The sequence below is a fragment of the Pseudomonas sp. PDM25 genome, assembly GCF_019219045.1.
GTDB lineage: Bacteria > Pseudomonadota > Gammaproteobacteria > Pseudomonadales > Pseudomonadaceae > Aquipseudomonas.
The window spans coordinates 174,619-197,461 of record NZ_JAHUWL010000005.1; the positions used below are offsets into that span (position 1 = coordinate 174,619).

General features: G+C 57.8%; 24 protein-coding genes. 11 read left to right on the forward strand and 13 right to left on the reverse strand.

Translation table 11 applies throughout. The features are described 5' to 3' along the window. The first annotated feature begins 190 nt into the window (after positions 1–190). From KW848_RS11185 to KW848_RS11215, 7 genes are all read left to right on the forward strand, one after another. On the forward strand, positions 191–1,855 hold the full coding sequence (locus tag KW848_RS11185; protein ID WP_218536850.1) for an OFA family MFS transporter: 1,665 nt from the start codon (positions 191–193) through the stop codon (positions 1,853–1,855). A gap of 280 nt (positions 1,856–2,135) precedes the next feature. Beyond that, positions 2,136–2,729: an imidazoleglycerol-phosphate dehydratase HisB gene (hisB, locus tag KW848_RS11190; RefSeq protein WP_003218037.1), complete on the forward strand. Its 594-nt coding sequence runs from the start codon at positions 2,136–2,138 to the stop codon at positions 2,727–2,729. Continuing rightward, complete coding sequence (hisH, locus tag KW848_RS11195; RefSeq protein WP_074872718.1) at positions 2,729–3,367, forward strand: imidazole glycerol phosphate synthase subunit HisH; 639 nt, start codon at positions 2,729–2,731, stop codon at positions 3,365–3,367. Before hisB ends, hisH begins: the two co-directional genes overlap by 1 nt. After that, on the forward strand, positions 3,368–3,625 hold the full coding sequence (locus KW848_RS11200; protein ID WP_008024930.1) for a DUF2164 domain-containing protein: 258 nt from the start codon (positions 3,368–3,370) through the stop codon (positions 3,623–3,625). It begins immediately after the preceding gene. Between the two features lie 42 nt (positions 3,626–3,667). Further along, positions 3,668–4,405 (forward strand): 1-(5-phosphoribosyl)-5-[(5-phosphoribosylamino)methylideneamino]imidazole-4-carboxamide isomerase, encoded by a 738-nt coding sequence (hisA, locus tag KW848_RS11205; RefSeq protein WP_007897434.1) that lies wholly within the window; start codon positions 3,668–3,670, stop codon positions 4,403–4,405. Between the two features lie 9 nt (positions 4,406–4,414). Next, positions 4,415–5,185: an imidazole glycerol phosphate synthase subunit HisF gene (gene hisF / locus KW848_RS11210; RefSeq protein ID WP_084318197.1), complete on the forward strand. Its 771-nt coding sequence runs from the start codon at positions 4,415–4,417 to the stop codon at positions 5,183–5,185. Between the two features lie 77 nt (positions 5,186–5,262). Further along, positions 5,263–6,018 (forward strand): ABC transporter substrate-binding protein, encoded by a 756-nt coding sequence (locus tag KW848_RS11215; protein ID WP_192409860.1) that lies wholly within the window; start codon positions 5,263–5,265, stop codon positions 6,016–6,018. Here KW848_RS11215 and KW848_RS11220 read toward each other — a convergent pair. The 6 genes from KW848_RS11220 to gpmI all read right to left on the reverse strand — a co-directional run bounded on the left by KW848_RS11220 (position 5,999) and on the right by gpmI (position 14,371). After that, positions 5,999–7,447, reverse strand: a complete 1,449-nt coding sequence (locus KW848_RS11220) for a trypsin-like peptidase domain-containing protein (RefSeq protein WP_218536851.1) — start codon at positions 7,445–7,447, stop codon at positions 5,999–6,001. The two genes, KW848_RS11215 and KW848_RS11220, sit on opposite strands and share 20 nt — an antisense overlap. A gap of 91 nt (positions 7,448–7,538) precedes the next feature. Further along, positions 7,539–9,047 (reverse strand): serine protease, encoded by a 1,509-nt coding sequence (locus tag KW848_RS11225; RefSeq protein WP_218536852.1) that lies wholly within the window; start codon positions 9,045–9,047, stop codon positions 7,539–7,541. A 96-nt stretch (positions 9,048–9,143) separates the two neighbouring features. Beyond that, entirely contained in the window at positions 9,144–9,941 is a 798-nt protein-coding gene (locus tag KW848_RS11230) for a divergent polysaccharide deacetylase family protein (protein WP_218536853.1), read from the reverse strand. 1 nt (position 9,942) lies between these two features. Further along, positions 9,943–11,262 (reverse strand): S41 family peptidase, encoded by a 1,320-nt coding sequence (locus KW848_RS11235; protein ID WP_218536854.1) that lies wholly within the window; start codon positions 11,260–11,262, stop codon positions 9,943–9,945. Positions 11,263–11,296: 34 nt separating this feature from the next. Continuing rightward, complete coding sequence (locus KW848_RS11240; RefSeq protein ID WP_218536855.1) at positions 11,297–12,595, reverse strand: murein hydrolase activator EnvC; 1,299 nt, start codon at positions 12,593–12,595, stop codon at positions 11,297–11,299. A gap of 246 nt (positions 12,596–12,841) precedes the next feature. Continuing rightward, complete coding sequence (gene gpmI / locus KW848_RS11245; RefSeq protein ID WP_218536856.1) at positions 12,842–14,371, reverse strand: 2,3-bisphosphoglycerate-independent phosphoglycerate mutase; 1,530 nt, start codon at positions 14,369–14,371, stop codon at positions 12,842–12,844. A gap of 153 nt (positions 14,372–14,524) precedes the next feature. Here gpmI and KW848_RS11250 point away from each other — a divergent pair, with 153 nt between their 5' ends. The 3 genes from KW848_RS11250 to secB are packed head-to-tail and all read left to right on the forward strand — an operon-like array spanning position 14,525 to position 15,721. Further along, complete coding sequence (locus KW848_RS11250; protein WP_111449421.1) at positions 14,525–14,938, forward strand: rhodanese-like domain-containing protein; 414 nt, start codon at positions 14,525–14,527, stop codon at positions 14,936–14,938. A gap of 1 nt (position 14,939) precedes the next feature. Further along, the gene (gene grxC, locus KW848_RS11255; protein WP_008149430.1) at positions 14,940–15,194 is read left to right on the forward strand and encodes a glutaredoxin 3; all 255 of its coding nucleotides are present in this window, start codon (positions 14,940–14,942) and stop codon (positions 15,192–15,194) included. Between the two features lie 41 nt (positions 15,195–15,235). Next, the gene (gene secB / locus KW848_RS11260; RefSeq protein ID WP_007897410.1) at positions 15,236–15,721 is read left to right on the forward strand and encodes a protein-export chaperone SecB; all 486 of its coding nucleotides are present in this window, start codon (positions 15,236–15,238) and stop codon (positions 15,719–15,721) included. A 129-nt stretch (positions 15,722–15,850) separates the two neighbouring features. Here secB and KW848_RS11265 read toward each other — a convergent pair whose 3' ends face one another. Beyond that, positions 15,851–16,306, reverse strand: a complete 456-nt coding sequence (locus KW848_RS11265; protein WP_007949025.1) for a tRNA (cytidine(34)-2'-O)-methyltransferase — start codon at positions 16,304–16,306, stop codon at positions 15,851–15,853. Between KW848_RS11265 and KW848_RS11270 the strand changes: the two genes are divergently transcribed. Then, entirely contained in the window at positions 16,305–16,745 is a 441-nt protein-coding gene (locus tag KW848_RS11270; RefSeq protein ID WP_218536857.1) for a hypothetical protein, read from the forward strand. The two genes, KW848_RS11265 and KW848_RS11270, sit on opposite strands and share 2 nt — an antisense overlap. A 610-nt stretch (positions 16,746–17,355) precedes the next feature. Here KW848_RS11270 and ntrC read toward each other — a convergent pair. The 6 genes from ntrC to KW848_RS11300 all read right to left on the reverse strand — a co-directional run bounded on the left by ntrC (position 17,356) and on the right by KW848_RS11300 (position 22,672). Continuing rightward, positions 17,356–18,792 carry a nitrogen regulation protein NR(I) gene (ntrC, locus tag KW848_RS11275; RefSeq protein ID WP_008149434.1) on the reverse strand — a complete coding sequence of 479 codons (1,437 nt, stop codon included), beginning with the start codon at positions 18,790–18,792 and terminating at the stop codon, positions 17,356–17,358. Continuing rightward, positions 18,789–19,874, reverse strand: coding sequence for a nitrogen regulation protein NR(II) (gene glnL / locus KW848_RS11280; RefSeq protein ID WP_010464561.1), 1,086 nt, complete (start codon positions 19,872–19,874; stop codon positions 18,789–18,791). Before glnL ends, ntrC begins: the two co-directional genes overlap by 4 nt. 495 nt (positions 19,875–20,369) lie before the next feature. Further along, positions 20,370–20,993, reverse strand: a complete 624-nt coding sequence (locus KW848_RS11285; RefSeq protein ID WP_218536858.1) for a DUF4124 domain-containing protein — start codon at positions 20,991–20,993, stop codon at positions 20,370–20,372. Continuing rightward, positions 20,990–21,499 carry a DUF4124 domain-containing protein gene (locus KW848_RS11290; protein WP_218536859.1) on the reverse strand — a complete coding sequence of 170 codons (510 nt, stop codon included), beginning with the start codon at positions 21,497–21,499 and terminating at the stop codon, positions 20,990–20,992. The genes KW848_RS11285 and KW848_RS11290 overlap by 4 nt, the downstream gene beginning before the upstream one ends. Positions 21,500–21,524: 25 nt before the next feature. Beyond that, a complete protein-coding gene (locus KW848_RS11295; RefSeq protein WP_375154709.1) occupies positions 21,525–21,947 on the reverse strand; it encodes a cupin domain-containing protein in 423 nt (140 codons plus the stop codon). Between the two features lie 125 nt (positions 21,948–22,072). After that, a complete protein-coding gene (locus KW848_RS11300) occupies positions 22,073–22,672 on the reverse strand; it encodes a hypothetical protein (protein WP_218536860.1) in 600 nt (199 codons plus the stop codon). Positions 22,673–22,843: the final 171 nt, after the last annotated feature.

Sequence of the window (22,843 nt, forward strand, 5' to 3'; positions counted from 1 at the left end):
GACATACAAAAGGTGATATCACTTTGGTTTTTCTGTCACGTACAGATGGTAACCTTTGCTGGTTCGTCCGTCCTTCTGCGACGCGATGTCGCACCAAAATGGAGCTTCACCTCAAAAACAGTCATGCGTGCGCATAAAGGCTGGGGGTGAGGAGCGCTGACGAACCATTCTAATAATTGGGGGATACACCATGACCACGAGCATCACGGCGGACGGCCTCAACGCCGGCCAGCCTGCGTTCCTGTCCAAGGAACGCATCATCGCCAAGCCCGGTTTCAACCGTTGGCTGGTACCACCGGCCGCGTTGGCCATCCACCTTTGCATCGGCATGGCCTACGGCTTTTCGGTGTTCTGGTTGCCACTGTCCAAAGCCCTGGGCGTGACCAAGGCCGTGGCCTGCGCGCCGGACATGAGCTTCATCTCGCAAGTCTTCTCGTCGCAATGCGACTGGCCGATCTCGATGCTCGGCTGGATCTACACCCTGTTCTTCATCTTCCTCGGTTGCTCGGCCGCCATCTGGGGCGGCTGGCTGGAACACGCCGGGCCACGCAAGGCTGGCGTTGTATCGGCCCTGTGCTGGTGTGGCGGTCTGCTGATTTCAGCGCTGGGGGTTTATACCCACCAGATATGGCTGATGTGGATCGGCTCCGGGGTCATTGGCGGTATCGGCCTGGGCCTGGGTTACATCTCGCCCGTATCGACCCTGATCAAGTGGTTCCCGGACAAGCGCGGCATGGCGACCGGCATGGCGATCATGGGTTTCGGTGGTGGCGCGATGGTGGGTGCTCCGCTGGCCGCAGCCTTGATGGGCCACTTCGCTTCGTCAACCAGCGTCGGCGTATGGCAGAGCTTCCTGGTGATGGCCGCGATCTACTTCGTGTTCATGATCGGTGGCGCACTGTCTTACCGCGTTCCGCCAACCGGCTGGAAGCCTGAAGGCTGGACCGCTCCGGCGAAGAAAGCTTCCAACGCGATGATCACCCACCGTCACGTCCACGTGAATGTGGCGTGGAAAACCCCGCAATTCCGTCTGGTGTGGCTGGTGCTGTGCCTGAACGTTTCGGCGGGTATCGGCATTCTCGGCATGGCTTCTCCGCTGTTGCAGGAAGTGTTCGCTGGCACGTTGTTGGGTAACGGCCTGACATTCGGTCAACTGGACGCTTCGCAATTGGCCTCGATCGCGGCGATTGCTGCCGGTTTCACCGGTTTGCTGAGCCTGTTCAACATCGGTGGCCGCTTCTTCTGGGCCTCGTTCTCGGACTACCTGGGCCGCAAAAACACCTATTTCGTGTTCTTCGCCCTGGGTTTTGCCCTGTACGCGCTGATCCCGAACCTCGGTCACCTGGGCAACGTTGCGCTGTTCGTGGCGGCTTTCTGCATCATCCTGTCGATGTATGGCGGTGGTTTTGCGACGGTTCCTGCGTATCTCGCGGACCTGTTCGGCACGCAAATGGTCGGCGCGATCCACGGTCGTCTGCTGACGGCCTGGGCGGCGGCGGGCGTGTTGGGTCCGGTGTTGGTGAACTACCTGCGTGAATATCAGCTGAGCATCGGCGTTGAACGCGCCGCGGCTTACGACATCACCTTGTACATCCTCGCGGGCCTGCTGGTGCTGGGGTTCATCTGCAATTTGCTGGTGCGTCCGGTGGCTGACAAGTACTTCATGACCGACGCTGAACTGGCCGCCGAACAGGCGCTGGGCCACGACAAAGGGGCTGACAGCAGCACCGTACTGGAGTGGAAAGCGGATGCGGGCACCAAGCCTTTGGCAGTGGCTGCATGGCTAGTGGTGGGTATTCCGTTGGCGTGGGGTGTTTGGGTGACCTTGCAGAAAACGGCAGTACTGTTCCACTAACGCAAAACCCCTGTGGGAGCGGGCTTGCTCGCGAAGAGGGCGTGTCAGTCGACATCAATGTTGCCTGACACACCGCTTTCGCGAGCAAGTCGAATCGTCGGCCGCTCCCACATTTGATCTCCATGGACACAATTCTTGTGTTTGCCCAGTTGTATGGACATGTCTATCCCCGACAGCACCGGGTTCAGCCCGTCAGGGATATCACGTATCGTGTTTCTGTTTGGCGCCCGCGCCCCTATAATGATTGCCTTTTTCGCCCAATGATTTTGCGGAGCTGGTGATGGCCGAACGTAAGGCGTCAGTCGAGCGCGACACTCTGGAAACCCAGATCAAAGCCTCGATTAACCTGGATGGCACCGGAAAGGCCCGATTTGATATCGGTGTACCTTTTCTTGAGCACATGCTGGACCAGATCGCCCGTCACGGGCTGATCGACCTGGATATTGTCAGCAAGGGCGACCTGCATATCGACGACCACCACACGGTGGAAGACGTCGGTATCACTCTGGGGCAGGCTTTTGCCAAAGCCATCGGCGACAAGAAAGGCATCCGTCGCTACGGCCACGCCTACGTGCCGCTCGATGAAGCGCTGTCGCGCGTGGTGATCGACTTCTCCGGCCGCCCTGGCCTGCAGATGCACGTTCCCTACACCCGTGCCACCGTTGGCGGCTTCGACGTTGACCTGTTCCAGGAATTCTTCCAGGGCTTCGTCAACCACGCGCTCGTCAGCCTGCACATCGACAACCTGCGCGGCACCAACACTCACCACCAGATCGAAACCGTGTTCAAGGCTTTCGGCCGCGCCCTGCGCATGGCTGTAGAGCTGGATGACCGCATGGCCGGTCAGATGCCGTCGACCAAAGGCGTTCTGTAATGCAGACGGTCGCGGTTATCGATTACGGCATGGGCAACCTGCACTCGGTGGCCAAAGCCCTCGAGCACGTGGGTGCCGGCAAGGTCCTGATCACCAGCGATGCCGCTGTGATTCGCGAAGCCGACCGGGTGGTTTTCCCCGGCGTCGGCGCGATTCGCGACTGCATGGCGGAGATCCGTCGCCTGGGCTTCGATTCGCTGGTGCGTGAAGTCAGCCAGGATCGCCCGTTCCTCGGCATCTGCGTCGGCATGCAAGCCTTGCTCGACAGCAGTGAAGAGAACGACGGCGTCGACTGCATCGGCCTGTTTCCGGGCGCGGTGAAGTTCTTCGGCAAGGATTTGCACGAAGACGGCGAACACTTGAAAGTGCCGCACATGGGCTGGAACGAAGTGAAGCAGACGGTCACCCATCCGCTGTGGCACAACATTCCGGACCTGGCGCGTTTCTATTTCGTGCACAGCTACTACATCGCTGCCGGCAACCCGCGGCAAGTGGTGGGTGGCGGTCACTACGGTGTCGATTTCGCTGCAGCGCTGGCCGATGGCTCGCGGTTCGCGGTGCAGTTCCACCCGGAGAAGAGCCATACCCATGGCCTGCAATTGCTGCAGAACTTCGCCGCGTGGGATGGTCGCTGGTAAATGGCCGTCAAGAAGAAGCCGCCGATCCTGACCCTCACTCCTGAACAGGAGAACGAGGCCAATCACAAGATCAAACGCTTCATGGAAGACCGCTTCGAGCTGGACCTGGGTTCGTTCGAGGCGGCTGAAATCCTTGAGCTGTTTACCCGTGAAATTGCGCCGCACTATTACAACAGGGCGATTTTCGATGTGCAGACGCACCTCAAAGAGAGGTTCGAAAGCATCGAAAGCGACCTGTGGGCGCTCGAGAAAAACTGATTTTCGAGCGAAGCTGAACAATCGAATTTGAAGGTTTGCCAGATGCTGATTATTCCCGCTATCGATCTTAAAGACGGTGCCTGTGTTCGTCTGCGCCAGGGCCGCATGGAAGATTCCACGGTGTTCTCCGATGACCCGGTGAGCATGGCTGCCAAGTGGGTGGAAGGCGGTTGCCGCCGTCTGCATCTGGTCGACCTGAACGGCGCCTTCGAAGGCCAGCCGGTCAACGGCGAAGTGGTCACCGCCATCGCCAAGCGCTACCCGAACCTGCCGATCCAGATCGGCGGCGGTATCCGCTCCCTGGAAACCATCGAACACTACGTCAAAGCGGGTGTGAGCTACGTGATCATCGGCACCAAAGCCGTGAAAGATCCGGCTTTCGTTGCTGAGGCCTGCCGCGCGTTCCCGGGCAAGGTGATCGTCGGTCTGGATGCCAAAGACGGTTTTGTCGCCACTGACGGCTGGGCTGAAATCAGCACTATTCAGGTGATCGACCTGGCCAAGCAATTCGAAGCTGATGGCGTATCCGCGATCGTTTATACCGACATCGCCAAAGACGGCATGATGCAGGGCTGCAACGTTTCGTACACCGCCGCCCTGGCCGCTGCGACGAAGATTCCGGTGATCGCTTCCGGCGGTATCCACAATCTGGGTGACATCAAGTCGCTGCTCGACGCCAAGGCGCCAGGCATCATCGGCGCCATCACCGGCCGGGCGATTTACGAAGGCACCCTCGATGTCGCTGAAGCGCAAGCTTTCTGCGATTCGTACAAAGGCTGAGGACTGACCATGGCGCTGGCCAAACGCATCATCCCTTGCCTGGACGTGGATAACGGCCGGGTGGTCAAGGGCGTCAAGTTCGAGAATATTCGCGATGCCGGCGACCCGGTGGAAATCGCCCGTCGCTACGACGAGCAAGGTGCCGACGAGATTACCTTTCTCGACATCACCGCCAGCGTCGATGGCCGCGATACCACGCTGCACACCGTCGAACGCATGGCCAGCCAGGTGTTCATCCCGCTGACCGTGGGCGGCGGTGTGCGTACCGTGCAGGACATTCGCAACTTGTTGAATGCCGGCGCGGACAAGGTTTCGATCAACACCGCTGCGGTGTTCAACCCGGAATTCGTCGGCGAAGCGGCTCAGCATTTCGGCTCGCAGTGCATTGTCGTCGCCATCGACGCCAAGAAGGTTTCCGGTCCGGGCGAAATCCCGCGCTGGGAAATCTTCACCCACGGCGGTCGCAAGCCAACCGGTCTCGACGCCGTTGAGTGGGCGAAGAAGATGGAAGGTCTCGGTGCCGGTGAAATCCTGCTGACCAGCATGGACCAGGACGGCATGAAAAACGGCTTCGACCTGGGCGTCACCCGCGCCATCAGCGATGCGCTGGGGATTCCGGTCATCGCTTCCGGCGGTGTCGGCAACCTGCAGCACTTGGCCGACGGCATCCTCGAAGGCCACGCCAGCGCGGTGCTGGCGGCGAGTATTTTCCACTTCGGCGAATACACCGTTCAGGAAGCCAAGGCCTACATGGCTCATCGCGGCATCGTGATGCGTTAAACAAACGGTACAGGCCAGTGGACAGCATGGCGGGCTCAAGGCACTCTTGGGCACGCCATGGATCTCGGTAGCCAGACATGCTTAAACGCCTTCTTCTTGTCCTCGCCAGTGCTTCTCTGTTGTTCATCAACGGAGTTCACGCCGCAGAAAATCCCGGCACCGGTCTGGTGTTGCTGACGGAAAACTTCCCGCCGTACAACATGGCGAAGAACGGCAAGAACTTCGCTCAGGACGAGAACATCAACGGCATTGCCGTGGACATTGTCCGTGAGATGTTCAAACGTGCCGACATCCCTTACAGCCTGACGCTGCGTTTCCCTTGGGAGCGAATCTACAAACTCGCCCTGGAAAAACCCGGTTATGGCGTGTTCGTGATGGCGCGTTTGCCGGACCGCGAGAAACTCTTCAAGTGGGTCGGCCCGATTGGTCCGGACGACTGGATCATGCTGGCCAATGCGGACAGCAAGATCACGCTCGAGACGCTGGATCAGGCGCGCAAGTACAAGATCGGCGCCTACAAGGGCGATGCGATTGCCGAGACGCTGGCCAAGCAAGGATTGAAACCGATCGTTGTACTGCGCGATCAAGACAACGCCAAAAAACTGGTCAACGGCCAGATCGACCTGTGGGCCACGGGGGATCCGGCAGGCCGCTATCTGGCGCGCCAGGACGGCGTGAACGGGCTCAAGACTGTGCTGCGCTTCAACAGCGCCGAGTTGTACCTGGCGTTGAACAAGGACGTGCCGGATGAGGTGGTGGCAAAGCTTCAGGCTGCGCTGGATCAGTTACGCAAGGAAGGCGTGGTCGACGACATCATGGCGCGGTATTTGTAGTGGATGTTGTATTCAGCTCGATTGGAGGAAGGGTGATCACGTCAAAGCGTATCGCGGATAGGTGTGGTTCAGTATCTCGGCGGGCGTAGCTGCAGAGTTTGACAGGTGAGAATGAGTATAAAACTCCGCTGCCGGCTATGGTTTTGTAACGCGGATCATCATGATTGCCGCATTGTGTGGAGTCGGCCGGGCCTAAGTGAAAAAAGTGGGTGGTATATTCTGGATATGAATTTTCCCATGTGATGTTAATGTGCCGATTGGAGCTCAGAGTAATATTCGGTACAGGAGCCGGCTCTGCCAGATAGACAGCGTGCGTGAAAGTATTTCGTAGTAATCCACTGGAGAGCTTCTGCTCTTGTGACTCCACACCAATAATGCACAAGACGTGCATGCGAGTCTGAGGGCCAATAGCGCTGTTTATGTGAGGACTTGTCGAACTAATAGCGGCACTGTACCGGCTGGGGTCTTGGCAATTTATGGCGTCGCGTGTGGTTTTGTAGCGATAGTAAGGGCTGTTGATACTGAACTTGTAATCCCACGTAGGTAAAATTTCTTTCCCCGCTGAATTCCAATGAGAGTATGCATGTGTTGTGAAAAGACTCGGTAGTTCGACAGTAATATCAACTTCCCGTAATGTGCAGTTTTCTGAGTTGTTTGTGAAGACTCCATTAATAAAACAGTCGGAGATAAAATTTGCCGCGTAGCTATAGCCTTTTTCTGAGGTAATGCTGATGATCTCGTTTGTACGACGATCCAGCATCGGGCTTCCAGAGCTTCCTGGGTGTAAATCAGCGCACTGATTCGTTAAGCCCCCGGGGAATCTTGAGATGCTGTCGGACATGGTTCTGGAAACCTCTTGAGTACATGCGCTCAAGCGCAGCCCCTTCTCCACGAATTTTCCAGGTGCGCCCACATTGAGTACGTCATGCCTGTCCAGGGGCGGGAGGGGTGCAAGTTTGAGCGGGACAATTCCGTTTTCAATTAGCAGTGCAAGAGGTTTATCGACTTCAAGTAAAGCCATGTCCGTGCCGACCATGCTGGTCCAATTGGCTGTTCGAACTTTATATGTCTTATGATTGTCGGGCGTGTCATAGAAGTAATTGAAAGTTATGCTCGCATCAAATGTCTGGTTTAGCTTGGACGTTCCGATTTCGGCTGTTACGCAGTGACCGCTGGTGATTAAATAAGCAGGTCCAACAGCTTTGTGCTCAAAATTTCTGGTGTCGATAAGGGTCGCCATGCATGCACTGTCTTGGGTGGTCAGGTAGCCGATACCATTCCAGAGCGAATATTGTTGTTCGCTATTTTTCAGTGCTTTCGATATGGAATTATTTCTGAGTCCTTCACCAATATCTCTTGGGGCTGCCTGGACAGGGCTAAGGAAGCTGCTGAATAAACAGCCGATTAATACGGTGCGCGTGTAGTTCATGGCCATTCCTTGGCGATAAATTTAATTTGGTTAATTTCGGTGCTTAGTGGGTCGGTCGAGTTATATGGATAGTTGAAGCTGTCAGATCGTGTCAAGGCAGTGTCAGCAAGTCGGTGCGTACCGCAGAGGATCGGGAGTCCAGGCTGTTATTGTAGCTGCAGAGTGTTAGAGGAAGCTGCTCGGCAGTAAAAGTCACTGCGTTATTTCCATAAGCATAAGTATAATCTTCACGCTTTATGTCACCGCAGTTTGTTGTGTCTGTCGGGCCGGCGTAGTAGAAGCTATTAAAATACAAAGGTAACGAATGACGCCATGTGACATTGTAATTCCAGTCGGCTCCCAACGTAATTATGGGTTCTGCCATTCTGACGGGTTCTGCCTCTACGAGTTGTGCTGGAGAAATCCAGACGGTTCTCAGTAGCCCTGCTGTCGGAGTCTGCTCTGCTGATTCGACGCCCAGTACGCAGAGAAAATACATGCCTGCTTTGCGACCTGTAGGAGTATTGATCAAAGCACCGGTGGTGCTTATTACGTCGCTGTAGTAGTGAGGGGACAAACAGTCCCTGGCGTCGCGGACAGTTTTAAAGCGGTAGTAAGGCTTGTCCATCGAAAAGTCCAGACCCCATGTAGGCAGCGTCGGGTTTTCAGTAGATGGTACGGTGGCGTATCTCAATGGGGCGTAATCGTTCAGTTCTAAATTGAACGTTGGTTCCAGCGTGCAAGAGCTAGATGTGGTGCTGAAAATTCCTTTTACAAAACAACTTGGTAAGTAATCGGCCGTGTGGCTGTAATTGGTTTCAGGAGATAACTCGGTTTTTTCATTTTTCACTTCACAAGCGGTGTTGAAACATAATTCATCTAGCGTCGATACAAATGTAGAAGCAAATAACACGCCGACAATACTTCCTGTTTCACGATCAAGGACAGGGCTCCCGGAATCGCCATGACGAATACCCTTGCACCTGTTTTTCAGGGTGTTCGGAAAGACCCACCATTTCAACACAAGCGTTGCTTCTGTTGATTCCTGATAGCAAGCAGCTAGGCGCAGACCGGATTCTGGAAGATTATCTGGTGCGCCGACAATAAGTATATCGCTAGCTATCCTGGAGGTTCTGTATGCCAGCTTCAGTGGTGTCACCCCATCTTCAAGTAGCGTAGACAGAGGGGTGTCCAGCTCCAAAATAGCAATGTCAGTGGTGGACATGCTAGCCCAGTTTGCTTTATGAATTTTGTAGCTCTTGTATTTATCCGAGGTATCGATGAAGAAGTTAAATGTCACGCTTGCCTCAAAAGGTATATCGGTGACAGGGTGATCCAGACCTTGGGCTACACAGTGTCCTGCTGTGAGCAGATAAGCCGGGCCCCGTGCATTGTTGTCTTCGTCTCGGGTATCTAACAGGCTGGCCACACACTGTGGTTTGCTGTCTTTGAAAATTTTGCCAATGCCATTCCAATGATTGTATTTAGCATCATTGTTTTTCAAAAGTATCGAGTTTGATTGGTTGGTCAGTCCCTCGCCGAGATCACCTGCGTGCGAGGCTTGGGATAGCAAAAGTATCAAAAAAGTGCAGTATTTAATTATCGTAAGTTTATTTCTCATGACTGTTCCTTGGGAATTCAGATAAGCACTATCGTGGCATTAGGCTGAGTACCAAGAGACATATATAGTTATCGTGAGATCAGAAGTTCCGATCAATCAGCGGGCAGGAGGGATGCGGTAAAGCCCGTCCTTGCCGTGTGCAGCTGTTGCGCGATTGCCGCGCACGCTGATCATCTGCCTGATATCAATCCACTCGATTCCCTGCGCCCTGAGCCTGGGCAGTTCACGCTCCAGAACTGCCAGAGTCTGCGGATACGGGTGCCCGATCAGCACCGCAGAACCCTGCTTGTGCGCCAGGCTGATTGCCGTCTGCAGCTGAGTAAATATCGCGGCTTCAGTGGGCTCGTCATCCAGGAACACATCCCGCGAAACGCTCGCCAGACCAATCTTCTGTGCTTCGGCGGCCGCCACGGTTTGCGCACTGGTGCGGCTGTCGACGAAGAACTTGTGTCGACGCTGCAAGTCCGCCATCAACCAAGCCATGGCAGCCGGCTGAACGGTCATGCGGCTGCCCATGTGGTTGTTGATGCCTGCGGTGTAGGGCACGACCTTGAACGCTGCGTTCAGGCGTTTCTCAAGTTCGTCGATGGGCAAATCAGGGTGCCAGGCGAACGGGCCAGTGGCCGGGTCCATGGGCATGTGCAGGATGACAATCTTGCCAGCGCGATGGGCCTCGCGGGCGAATTCGGTGGCGTGGGGCGTGTCCGGCATGATCGCCGCGGTGACTGGGCCGGGCAGGGCCAGCACGCGGCGATCCCGGGGCAGGTTTTGCCCCAGGTCATCGATGATCAGGCTTAGATAAGCTTTTTGAGGTGTGGCCGCTGTTGTGGCAGGCGCCGCGTGAGCGACACCCGCCAGACAACACAGCAGACCGAGTAATAACCGCAGGCGCATCTCAGCGGCCGGAAGTGATGCTCAACCCTTTGAGCAGGCTCAGGGCCTGGGCCAATTGGTAGTCGTCATCCTGCGGCATTGCCTTGGCTTTGCCGCTGGAGCTGGTCGGTTTGTCGGCGCCGCCGTTGCCATTGCCCAAGTGACCTTGCAGATCGGCTTCCTTGAAGTACTCGCCGTCCTGCTCGTTGGTGATCTTGGCCTTGCGCACTTCGATGTCCGGGACGATGCCCTGAGCCTGGATCGAGCGGCCGTTCGGCGTGTAATACAGCGCCGTGGTGATCTTCAGTGCGCGGTCGTTGTTCAGCGGCAGCACGGTTTGTACCGAGCCTTTGCCGAAACTGGTGGTGCCCATGACCACCGCGCGTTTCTGATCCTGCAAGGCACCGGCGACAATTTCCGAGGCCGAGGCGCTGCCGCCATTGATCAGCGCGACCATTGGCACGGCTTCGCTTTCGTCCTTGCCGGTGGCGGAGAAGCGCAGTTCGGAGTTGGCGATACGGCCCTTGGTGTAAACGATCAGGCCCTTGGTGATGAAGTGGTCGACCACTTCCACCGCCGCTTGCAGCACGCCGCCGGGGTTGTTACGCAGATCGAGGATGATGCCTTTGAGCTTCTTGCCGTTGTCCTTGCGCAGCTTGGCCAGGGCCTTGGAGACTTCGTCGCCGGTCTTGACCTGGAACTGGGTGATGCGGATGTAGCCGTAGCCGGATTCCAGCAACTGACTCTTCACGCTCTTCACTTGAATGATGGCGCGGGCCAGGGTCACGTCGAACGGCGCACCGCCGTCGCGCACCAGGGTCAGGGTGATTTTCTGGCCGATCTTGCCGCGCATCTTGTCCACGGCTTCGGTCATGCTCTGGCCGCGGGTCGGCTGGCCGTTGATCTTGACGATGAAGTCGCCGGCCTGAATGCCAGCCTTGGAGGCCGGGGTGTCATCGATCGGCGAAACCACCTTGATGAAACCGTCTTCGGCACCGACTTCGATGCCCAGGCCGCCGAATTCGCCGCTGGTGCTTTCCTGCAATTCAGCGAAGTCTTCCGGGCCCAGGTAGGCGGAGTGTGGGTCGAGGTTGCTGAGCATGCCTTTGATGGCGTTTTCCAGCAGGGTCTTGTCGTCCACCGGCTCGACATAGGCTGCCTTGATCCGATCCATGACCTCGGCAAAGGTGCGCAACTCTTCCAGAGGCAACGGCGCCTTGGTGGTCGCAGCAGTGCCCGCAGGCGCGACCGCCGGAGCAGGTTGAGCGGCAAACGCCAGAGGCGCGCCGATCACCAGGGCGATCGTCAGGGCCAGCGAGGTAAGGCGGGACAAATGCAGCATGTCGAACGAACTCCTAATGTAGGTGACTCAACGCCTATCCTTGCGCGCGGCACCATTGCGCTGGATCACTCGGGTGACCCTGCTGACGAATAGCGAAATACAGCGCTGGCGTGTCCTGCCCGCCACTGCTACCCACAGTGGAGATGGACTCACCGGCTTTTACCACGTCACCCGCAGACTTGAGCAGTGTCTGGTTGTGACCATAAAGACTCAAAAAACCGTTGCCATGGTCGAGAATCACCAGCAGCCCGGCGCCTCGCAACCAGTCGGCGAACACCACGCGACCGCCATGCACGGCGTGCACCTGGCTGCCGGCGGAGGCGCTGATCATCACGCCGTCCCACTTGGTGCGGGCGTCGTCGCCACGGGTTTCGCCAAAGCGTGCCAGCAGTCGACCATCGACTGGCCAGGGAAGTTTTCCCCGGCTTGAAGCAAAGGGGCCGCCGAAGGTCTCACCTGAACTTGATACCAGGGCGCCGGGTGTCGATTTAACGGGTTTGCGTGGGGCATCAGTGGCCTCAGCATCTGCTGCAGCCTGGGCCTCACGTAAACGCTTTTTTTCGGCTTCCTGCTGGGCGATCAGCGCTTTTTGCCGCGCTTCTTCTGCCTCTCGGGCCTGACGGGCCAAGGTTTCTTCAATGGTTTTAAGGACTTTAGACAGGTCTGCCTGATCCTGCTCGCGGGCCGCCAGCTTCTGATCCCGGGCCTTCACGTCGTCGCTGAGTTTGGCCAGGACTTGCTGGCGCTCCTTGCGGACTTTGTCGAGTTCATCACGCTGGCTGTCGAGGCTGCTTTTCTGCACCAGCAATTGCGCCTGTTGCATGGCGATGTCTTTTTCGACATTGGCCAGTTGGCGCAGGGTTTCGTTGAAATTCTTCAGCTGCTCCAGGCGGGCCTGGCTCAGGTAGTCGTAATAGGTGAGGGTGCGGGCGAATTTTTCCGGGTTCTGCTGGTTGAGCAACAGCTTCAAGTACTCCTGACGACCGTTCTGATAGGCCGCGCGGGCCTGAATGGCGATCAGTCGCTGCTGTTCAATGCGCGCGCTCTGGAGTTTTTTTTTCTCGGCATCGAGTCGCTGCAGCTCGGATTCGCTTTTCTTCAGCTCTTTTTGCAGGGCTTCGACCTGCTTCTCGAGCTTGCCCATCTCGGTCTCGGTGCCTTTGAGGTCTTTCTGCACACCGGACTTTTCTTCCTGGAGCTTGCCCAGCAGCTTTTTCAGCTCGGCAATGTCCTGACGCGTGGCGTCCAACTGTTGTTGGGTTTGCGCGCGCTCGTCAGCAAAGGCCGGTTGGAGCAGGCATGTCAGAGCAAGGGCTATCAGGACGCGAAGCATAGAGGCGGGCGACACCAGGGAAAGGGACGGGCCTAGTATGCCCGCCAAGCGCTGCAAAAAAAACGCCCAATTGGGGTTGTGTGATAACCGGACAGAAAAACACCGAAAACCAATGTGGGAGCGGCGGTGCGACGATTCGACTTGTTCGCGAATGCGGTGTGTCAGGCAACGTTGATGTCGACTGATACACCGCATTCGCGAGCAAGCCCGCTCCCACAGGGTTTTGGTGGTGTTTGAAGGGGCGGGTTACACCAGAATCGACGTGCCAGTCATTTCCGCCGGTTTTTCCAGGCCCATCAACATCAGCATGGTCGGTGCCACGTCCGCCAGCACGCCGCCGTCGCGAACCTTGAAGTCACGCTTGCCGACATAGATGAACGGCACCGGCTCGGTGGTGTGGGCGGTATGTGCCTGGCCGGTGGTTTCATCGGACATCTGCTCGACGTTGCCGTGGTCGGCAGTAATCAGGGCTTCACCACCGACTTTTTCCAGCGCATCGACGATGCGGCCAACGCACAGGTCCAGGCATTCAACGGCTTTTACCGCTGCGTCGAACACGCCGCTGTGGCCGACCATGTCGCCGTTGGCGTAGTTGACCACGATCACGTCGTAACGCTGGTTTTCGATGGCATCAACGATGCGGTCGGTGACTTCCGGGGCGCTCATCTCGGGCTGCAAGTCATAAGTGGCGACTTTTGGCGACGGGATCAGGATGCGTTCTTCGCCCGGGAACGGTTCTTCACGGCCACCGGAGAAGAAGAAGGTTACGTGGGCATACTTTTCGGTTTCGGCAATGCGCAGTTGGGTCTTGCCGTTTTTCGCCAGGTAGTCGCCCAGCACGTTGTCCAGGCTGCCCGCGGCGAAGGCTGATGGGGCGGGAATGCTGGCGGCGTACTGGGTCAGCATGACGAAGCCGGCCAGTTTTGGCTGGCGGGCACGTTCGAATTCCTTGAAATCGTCTTCGACGAACACACGGGTCAGTTCGCGGGCGCGGTCAGCGCGGAAGTTCATGAACACCACGGCGTCGCCGTCTTCGACTTTCACCGGCTCACCGATGCTGGTGGCTTTGACGAATTCGTCACTCTCGCCGCGTTCGTACGCGGCTTGCAGGCCTTCCTGAGCGGTGGCGGCGTTGAATTCGCCGTTGCCATCGACAATCAGGTTGTATGCCTGGGACACGCGGTCCCAACGGTTGTCGCGGTCCATGGCGAAGTAACGGCCAATAATGCTGGCGATCCGGCCTTTGCCGAGGGCCTGGAAGGCTGCATCCAGCAGTTCGATGGACGACTGAGCGCTTTTCGGCGGCGTGTCGCGACCATCAAGGAAAGCGTGCAGATAGATTTTTTCGGCGCCGCGCTTGAAAGCCAGTTCGGCCATGGCAATCAGGTGATCCTGGTGGCTGTGAACGCCGCCATCGGACAGCAGGCCCATGAAATGCACGGCTTTGCCGGCAGCGACGGCTTTATCGACAGCGGCGCAGATGGTCGGGTTCTCGAAGAACTCACCGTCGCGGATCGATTTGGTCACGCGCGTGAAGTCCTGATACACCACGCGGCCGGCGCCGAGGTTCATGTGACCGACTTCGGAGTTGCCCATCTGGCCATCCGGCAGGCCGACGTCCATGCCGCTGCCCGAGATCAGGCCGTTCGGCACGGTGGCCCACAGACGGTCCAGTACGGGCTTCTTCGCCGCAAAGATGGCGTTGGATTCAGGGCTCTCACTGTGACCGAAGCCGTCGAGAATAATCAGGACCAAAGGTTTAGGCGTGGTAGTCATGGATTCCACTCGTGGCTGAGTTAAAAGAGGGCGATGGAAAAGGGAGTGGCAGTTTAAAGCGAAGTTCCGGCCACGTCACCGCCGGACGGGGTTTGGCCCACCATAGTGGCTGTGTATACTGGCCGACATTTTAACGCCCTGGAACTTCCTTCGATGGTTGAACATCTGATCCAATTCGCCACCAACCACTACATTCTCGTGGGTATCTTCGTCGTACTGGCGGCCTTGCTTTTGGCCTATCAGATGCAAGGCGGCGGCCGCAGCCTGAGCACCGGTGAACTGACCGGGCTGGTCAACAAGGACGCGGGCATTGTGATCGACATTCGTTCGACCAAGGACTTCGCTGCCGGTCACATTGTTGGCGCGGTGAACATTCCTCACGACAAACTGACCGCTCGCGTTGGCGAACTGGAAAAGCACAAGGCCAAGACCATCATCCTGGTCGACGCCATGGGCCAGACTGCTGGCACGCATGCCCGCGAACTGATGAAGTCCGGCTTCACCGCCGCCAAGCTTTCCGGCGGTATTTCCAGCTGGAAAGGCGACAACCTGCCGCTGGTGAAGTGATATGAGCAACGTCGTCGTCTATTCCAGCGATTACTGCCCTTACTGTTCGCGAGCCAAGTACCTGCTCGAGAACAAAGGCGTGGCCTTCGAAGAGATCAAGGTCGATGGCAAGCCGCAGGTGCGTGCCGCCATGGCTCAGAAGGCCGGACGTACGTCCGTGCCGCAGATCTGGATCGGCAGCACCCATGTGGGTGGTTGTGATGATTTGTTCGCCCTTGAGCGCGCCGGCAAGCTCGACGCCATGCTCAAGGCCTGAATGCCTTCCCTATAAGACCCCAAGATCAGAAAGGATCTGAGATGACTGACCAACAGAACACTGCAGCTAGCGAAGAAGAAACCGCACCGCAATTCTCCTTGCAGCGCATCTATGTACGTGACTTGTCCTTCGAAGCACCGAAAAGCCCGGCAATCTTCCGCCAGCAGTGGGAACCGAGCGTCGGTCTGGATCTGAACACTCGTCAAAAGGCTCTGGAAGGCGACTTCCACGAAGTCGTACTGACGTTGTCCGTTACCGTGAAAAACGGTGAAGAAGTGGCGTTCATTGCTGAAGTGCAACAGGCCGGGATCTTCCTGATCAAGAACCTCGACGACGCTTCGATGAGCCACACCCTCGGCGCGTTCTGCCCGAACATCCTGTTCCCGTATGCTCGCGAGACCCTGGACAGCCTGGTCACCCGCGGTTCGTTCCCGGCGCTGATGCTGGCCCCGGTGAACTTCGACGCGCTGTACGCGCAAGAGCTGCAACGCATGCAGGCGGCTGGCGAGACTCCAACCGTTCAGTAAGCGGTCCTGAGTCAAAGCTAGTCCAATGTGGGAGCGGGCTTGCTCGCGAAAGCGGTGTAACAGGCAACGATGATGTTGAATGTTATGACCCCTTCGCGAGCAAGCCCGCTCCCACATTTGTTATGTGTGTTATTTAAAACCGAGCTGGCGCCAGCCTTCGTACACGGCGACCGCCACGGTGTTCGACAGGTTCAGGCTGCGGCAGCCTTCACGCATCGGCAGGCGCAGGCGCTGTTCGCCGGGCAGGGCATCGAGTACTTCTGCCGGCAAACCACGGCTTTCCGGGCCGAACAGGAACGCATCGCCCTCGGCGAAGCTGGCATCGTGGAACGGCCGCGAGCCCTTGGTGGTAAAGGCGAACAGCCGAGGATGACCGAGGCTTTCCAGACAGCTGGCGAGGTCTGCGTGGCGCTGCAGGGTGGCATACTCGTGGTAATCGAGGCCGGCCCGGCGCAGACGCTTGTCGTCCATCTCGAAGCCCAGCGGTTCGATCAAATGCAGGTGGCAGCCACTGTTGGCGCACAGCCTGATAACGTTGCCGGTATTCGGCGGAATTTCTGGTTGGAAAAGGATGACGTGAAACATGCACGGCTCCGAAGGTAAAGATGAGCGGCATTCTACGCCTGAAGCTGACCCGCGTTCGAAGCTATTCCCGCGAGTGATGGCTTCGCTGGCGATTGTCGGGGTGATGGTGGGGTTGATGATCGGTCGCCTGACCACTCCCGACCCCAGCGAATTGCAGCAGGTCGAGGTCACGAACGATGGGCTGGTGGTGTGGTTCAACAACGAACCCAAGGCTCACGGCGAGTTCGTCGACGGTAGCCTCGCGTTGCTGTTCGAAGCTGAAGGAAAGGCACAGAAAGGTCAGCTCAAAATCAACGACAAGAGCGTGAACTGGCGCGTGCGTTTGAGTGATGGGGGGGTGTTGCTGACGGTGGTGGCGGCCCGGCCACTGCAGGGCGAGTGGGCCGGTAGCGAGGTCGATGACCGCTGGCGGCTGGAGATCCATCTCCGAGAGCAATAAAAGAGGGAATCCCCGGCCTGCCTGTACCAAGGTCCCCAAAACGGCAGGGCTCGCGCATTGCGCCGTGAGCCCGGTGTAAAGAAGGAACCCCTGACCTGCCTGTATCAAGGGCCCCAAAACTGCTTGGGCTCGTCGCTTGTGCGGTGTGAGCCCGGTGTAAAGAGGGGAATCCCCGGCCTGCCTGTACCAAGGTCCCCGAAACTGGGTAGTGAACTGAATCACTGAATGGACTATTGCAGGGGGCGTGCCAGGTTTTAACAAGTTGAAACAGAATGTCGCGCTGAAACGTCGAAAGCCCCGTATTCCGGGGCTTTTGTGTTTCTGCGATATGGGTTTTCTTGCAGATGAAGGCGGGGTTTTGGATAGGTTGTCGTGCGCGATTGCGGTTCACGGTGCATTGACGCGGTGCACGGAGCTCTAAATGTGGGAGCGGGCTTGCTCGCGAAGAGGCCGTGTCAGTCGACATTAATGTCGCCTGATACACCGCTTTCGCGAGCAAGCCCGCTCCCACATTGGTTCGATGTTGACCAAAAAATGATGCTCTTGCACAACATCTGTGTGCGAGCCTGCTCGCGATTGGTTCTGACAGTCAGCAGAAAACTAAAGGCTGCTAGCCTTCATCCCCCTCATCATCATCCCCACCATCAACCTTCATCCCCAACTCCTTGATCTTGCGCGTCAGGGTATTACGCCCCCAGCCCAGCAAAACGGCGGCATCACGGCGGCGGCCGGCGGTGTGTTTGAGGGCGGTTTCGATCATGATCCGCTCGAACGCCGGCACGGCGCTGTCGAGCAGGCTCGACTGGCCACGGGCCAACGCCTGGTCAGCCCACTGGCGCAGCGCTTGCTCCCAGTTGGTCACCGGCGCCGAATCCTGCGGCAGGTTCAGCAGCTCCGGCGGCAGGTCGCTGATGTGCACTTCGCGACCCGAAGCCATCACCGTGATCCAGCGGCAGGTGTTCTCCAGCTGACGCACGTTGCCGCCCCACGGCAGGTTCTTCAGGTATTCCTCGGTTTCGCTTTTCAGCAGCTTCGGCTCCACCGCCAGTTCTTGCGCGGCACGGCTGAGGAAGTGCTTGGCGAGGGTCGGGATGTCTTCGCGACGGTCCGACAACCGTGGAATGTGGATGCGAATCACGTTGAGGCGGTGGAACAAGTCCTCACGGAATTTCCCGGCATGCACCAGGGTTTCCAGATTCTGGTGAGTCGCGGCGATGATTCGCACATCGACCTTCACTGGCACATGACCGCCGACGCGGTAGAACTCGCCGTCCGCCAACACCCGCAGCAAACGAGTCTGGGTGTCTGCCGGCATGTCGCCGATTTCATCGAGGAACAGCGTGCCGCCGTCAGCCTGTTCAAAACGCCCGCGACGCAGGTTGGCCGCGCCGGTGAACGCGCCTTTCTCATGGCCGAACAGCTCGGATTCCATCAGGTCTTTGGGGATCGCCGCCATGTTCAGCGCAATGAACGGCGAAGCCGCACGCGGACTGTGACGGTGCAGCGCGTGTGCCACCAACTCTTTACCGGTACCGGATTCGCCGTTGATCAGCACAGTGATGTTGGAGTGGCTCAAGCGCCCGATGGCGCGAAACACTTCCTGCATTGCCGGCGCTTCACCGATGATTTCCGGCGTGCGGGTCAAGGCGACCGGGACTTCCAGGCCTTGCTGTTCCTGGGCGTGCTGGTTCGCGCGTTTGACCAGTGACACCGCTTCGTCAACGTCGAACGGTTTCGGCAGGTATTCAAACGCGCCGCCCTGATAGGACGCGACAGCGCTGTCCAGATCGGAGTGAGCGGTCATGATAATGACCGGCAGCCGTGGGTGTTGTTCGCGAATCCGCGCCAGAAGGTCCAGACCGCTGGCACCCGGCATGCGAATGTCGGAGATGATCACGTCTGGCTGCTGGCGCGCCAGGCGACTCATCACGCCATCGGCGCTGTCGAAGCTTTGCGTGGTCATGCCTTCTTGCTGCAAGGCTTTTTCCAGGACCCAACGGATAGAACGGTCGTCATCGACGATCCACACGGTTTCACTACGGCTCATGTCGATGTGGCTCCTTGTTCCAGTGGCAGAAAGATCGAGAAGGTGGTGTGGCCTGGATGGCTGTCACATTCGATCAGGCCCTGGTGCTGGCTGATGATGTTCTGGGTAATGGCCAGGCCCAGCCCGGTACCGTCCGGACGGCCGCTGACCATGGGAAAGAAGATGGTTTCCTGCAAGTCCGCGGGAATGCCCGGGCCGTTGTCGATGATTTCGATCTTGGTCACCAGGCGATGGCGCACGTGGCCGATGGTGAACTGGCGCATGGCGCGGGTGCGCAGGCTGATGCGGCCGAGGCGCAGCTCGTTCTGGCTGCTGATGGCCTGCATCGCATTGCGCACGATGTTCAGCACGGCCTGAATCATCTGTTCGCGGTCGATCAACACGTCTGGAATGCTTGGGTCGTAGTCGCGCACCAAAGTGATGCAGCCCTGGCTTTCGGCCTCCACCAGATGACAAACGCGTTCCAGCACTTCGTGGACGTTGCACATCGCCAGTGACGGCAGCTTATTGGAACCGAGCATGCGATCGACCAGATTGCGCAGGCGGTCGGCCTCTTCAATGATCACGTTGGTGTAGTCGCGCAGGCTTTCTTCCGGCAGTTCGCGGGCGAGCAATTGCGCCGCGCCGCGAATCCCGCCGAGAGGATTCTTGATCTCGTGAGCGAGGCCGCGCACCAGCATCTTGCTGGTTTCCTGTTTCGACAGCTGCGCCTCTTCCTTGGTGATTCGCAGCAAGCGGTCACGGGGGTGGACTTCCAGCAGCAGCATGGTGGCGCCGTTGGCCAGGATGGGCGTTACCGCGTAGTCGACGGTCAGTGTCTGGCCGGTGAGGGCGGTGAGCATCGCTTCGCGCTTGGTGAACGGATGTGCCTGCTCGACCGCCTGGCGCAGGGAGTTCAGCGCCTCGGTGGATTCGGTGAACAACTCACTGATGAACTGCCCATGGCTGCGCTGACCGCTGATGGCCAGGAGCATCTCCGCCGCCGGGTTCATGTACTCGAGGCGCAGTTCGGCATCGAGCAGAATGGTGGCGGTGGTCAGGTTGTCGAGTAGCAATCGATGCAGTGCGTCGCTAATGGTCATAGTAGGGCGTGCTCACCGTAAATGGCGAATCGCGTTGGCGCTGTGATCGCGCCAGGCAAGGCGTAGGACGCAGAGAATGGCTTTCCCTTTTCAAGTCCTACAACGCAGCATGGCGCGATCACAGCGCCAACCCGAAGGGCAAAGCCCCACGAGACGCAATCCGTCGTTATTCGTCGTTCATTTGGAGCAACCAAACTTCTCTCCTCATGCCTAGTCTTGCGTCTCGTGGGGCTTTGCGCGATCGCCATTTACGGTGAGCACGCCCTACTCCCTCTTTTGGAGCAGGGCGCGCGCATGAATAAAGCGCCGATACGAGGAAAATGCAAAAACCAAACCAAGGCTCCGAAAAGAAGCGTTTAAGGCCTGAAACGGGCGTTTGACGCTCGTTTGCGTGGCGTTCTGCCAGCTTTGACGGGTACTTTCGAACCAAAATGGGTTGGTATATGGGTACGGTGCAACCAATTGCACCAATATAGTGCGCAAACCTGAACGGCGTTAGAAGAAGCGCAGGAAAGGATTTTTTTCTTCTACTACGGGTTTGTCTTTGAGCGGGCATTCCGGCCGTTGGCCGTAATCGGTGAGGGCGCAGGGTTTGACCTGGCGCTTCTGCGCGAGGGAGATGCGCAGCATGTGAAACGGCTGGTTGGCGGTGCGTTCGACCGTGCGGCCCTGTTCGTCGAGGATTTCCACTGAGAGGTTATGGCTGCCGCGATCGATGTTGCTCAGGGCGAACACCGGACTCAGGCCGGGCGCTGCGGTGGGTTGGCCGTCGAGTAGCAGTTGGTAGCGATGGCCTCGCTGCAGGCCGGGTTCGCTGGTGACGCTGACGATAATCTCGCCAGCATTGCTGCGTACCGTGGCATCTGGCTCCGGCACCAGTACTCTCAACATGTCGTAGTGGAACAGTGGTTTTGTTTCGGCCTTCTTTCCAGTCGTCACCGGTACTGCGCCGCTGGGCTTGGCGGACATGCGATTGCTCGTTGCCATCGGCACACGCTTGGCATTGCCGGAACCTGGCTGGTCGGTGTAGACCCGATTGCCCTGGGCGTCGACGTAGGTGAACACCTCCGCTGTCACCGGCAGGGCGATCAGGCAGGTGATCAGCAGCCACAGCCTCACGGCTTGTGCACCCGTTGTACGGTGAACGTCACGGCGGGACTTTGTTGAACGATGTTTTCCCCGTCGATCACCTGCACCGCGAGGCTGTGGGTGCCGCGATCAATATTGACCAGTTGCAGGATCGGCACGTTGCTCGGCTGGCCGTAAGGTTGATCGTCCAGCAACAGCCTGAACAGATGAGGACCTTGCAGGCGCGGTTTGATCAGCACATTGACGGTGAAGGTGCCGTTGTTGGCACGCAGCGCTTCGGTGGTCGGCAAGTTGGTCAGTTCCAGCACCTCGTAAGCGCTAAGCGGTTGTTCACGGCTGGTGCCTTCGACAGGTGGCGCAGAAGCGGCTTGGGGCTCAACCCTGTTCAGCGGTGGCAACTCGACCGGCTGAGCCTTCACGCCATCGGGCGGTTGATTGCTGTAGGCGGTGTTGCCGTCGGCGTCGGTGTACTTGTAGATCTGCGCCATCACAGGGCAAGCGAAAAACAGCAGCAGAAATATCAAAAGTGACCGCATCCAGACTCCCTGTGGGTATCAAGGTTTACTCCGACAGTGGAATACCTTGGCTGCCAGCATAGAACACAATGAGTTCTACCGGCTTGTCGCCGGTTTTGCCGCGATGGGTGATGTTGACCATTTCGGCCACCGCATCGCCCTGCTTGAAGCGTCGGACCTGGCCGCTGTCCTTGCTCTCAACTGTCAGCTCGCCGGCAAGAATGTACGCTGCATTGGGGATTGGATGGGTGTGCCAGTCGAGCGCAGTGTTTGCAGGTATCTTGAGTTTCAGGAGCGACAGCTCAGGTGCCGTCTTCGGGTAGGCGATGTAAGGCGTGTCGTCCCAGGATGCGCTGCTTTGCAGTAAAACAATACGTTCGATTGCCGCCGTCGGTGCTGCTGGGTTGCAGCCCGACAGGGCGCCTGCGGCCAGGGTGCCAAGCAGGGTTGTGAGCATGTAGATCTTCATTGTTCCATCCGTTGAGTGCAGGTAAGTCGGTACAGGCTACGAGCAACTCAAATGGGTTGATGCCGGACGAAACTGTGAATGTCATGGGAGATGGATCGATTGCTTGTCAGAAATTGCGGAGCGGCTCATCTGGATGTTTCCATGCAAGGCCCGATAACCTTGCGCAACCCGCTGTCGTCTTCTGGCAATACAAACTCTGCAATCAGCGGGGTATCACTCTTGCGCGAAGGCAGTGTCAACGTTGCACGCTGACCATGGGCAGTCTTAGTGAGCCAGTAATGCAACTCGCGCTTGTCGATGCTCGTACCGAACTCGAATACCCAACCGTCTTCTTGCAGGCTCCTTACCGAGCCCGAACCGCTAACCAGATAGCTGATGGGCGTGCGCGCGCCGGTTGTCAGGCGCAATGGTCCGTTTGCCGGTGCGCCCGGGCCTTCATAATCATCGGCATTGAAGCCAAGACGCTGTGTCGGGATAGTCAGGGACATTCTCATCGGGTTATCAGGATGACAACTTATCGCCAATAGGGCTTCGCCGGTTTTGCCGTCATAGCGCGTATTTCCGCTGAGAAGGGCCGTTTGAAACCGGCTGTCATCGGAAGATTTTTCCACCCGCCAGTGTTTGCTCTCATCAGCGGAATGGGAGCTATCAGTCGCGGCCCAGGCAGGTGTTAGCGTCGCAAGAAACAACGCTAGCGAATAAAGAGGGGTCGATGCTGATTTCATCTGATGGTCCTTCCGAAAAGTCCCGGGACAGTAAATGAAAATTGCTTGGAAGTTTCACAGAACTATTTTCAAAAAAATGCAAAAGCGTTTTGCCTGAAAACTTACGCCCACAAAAAAGGCCTCCGAAGGAGGCCTCTTTTTTGTCACGCCGCTTGCGCAGGCGCTACCGGA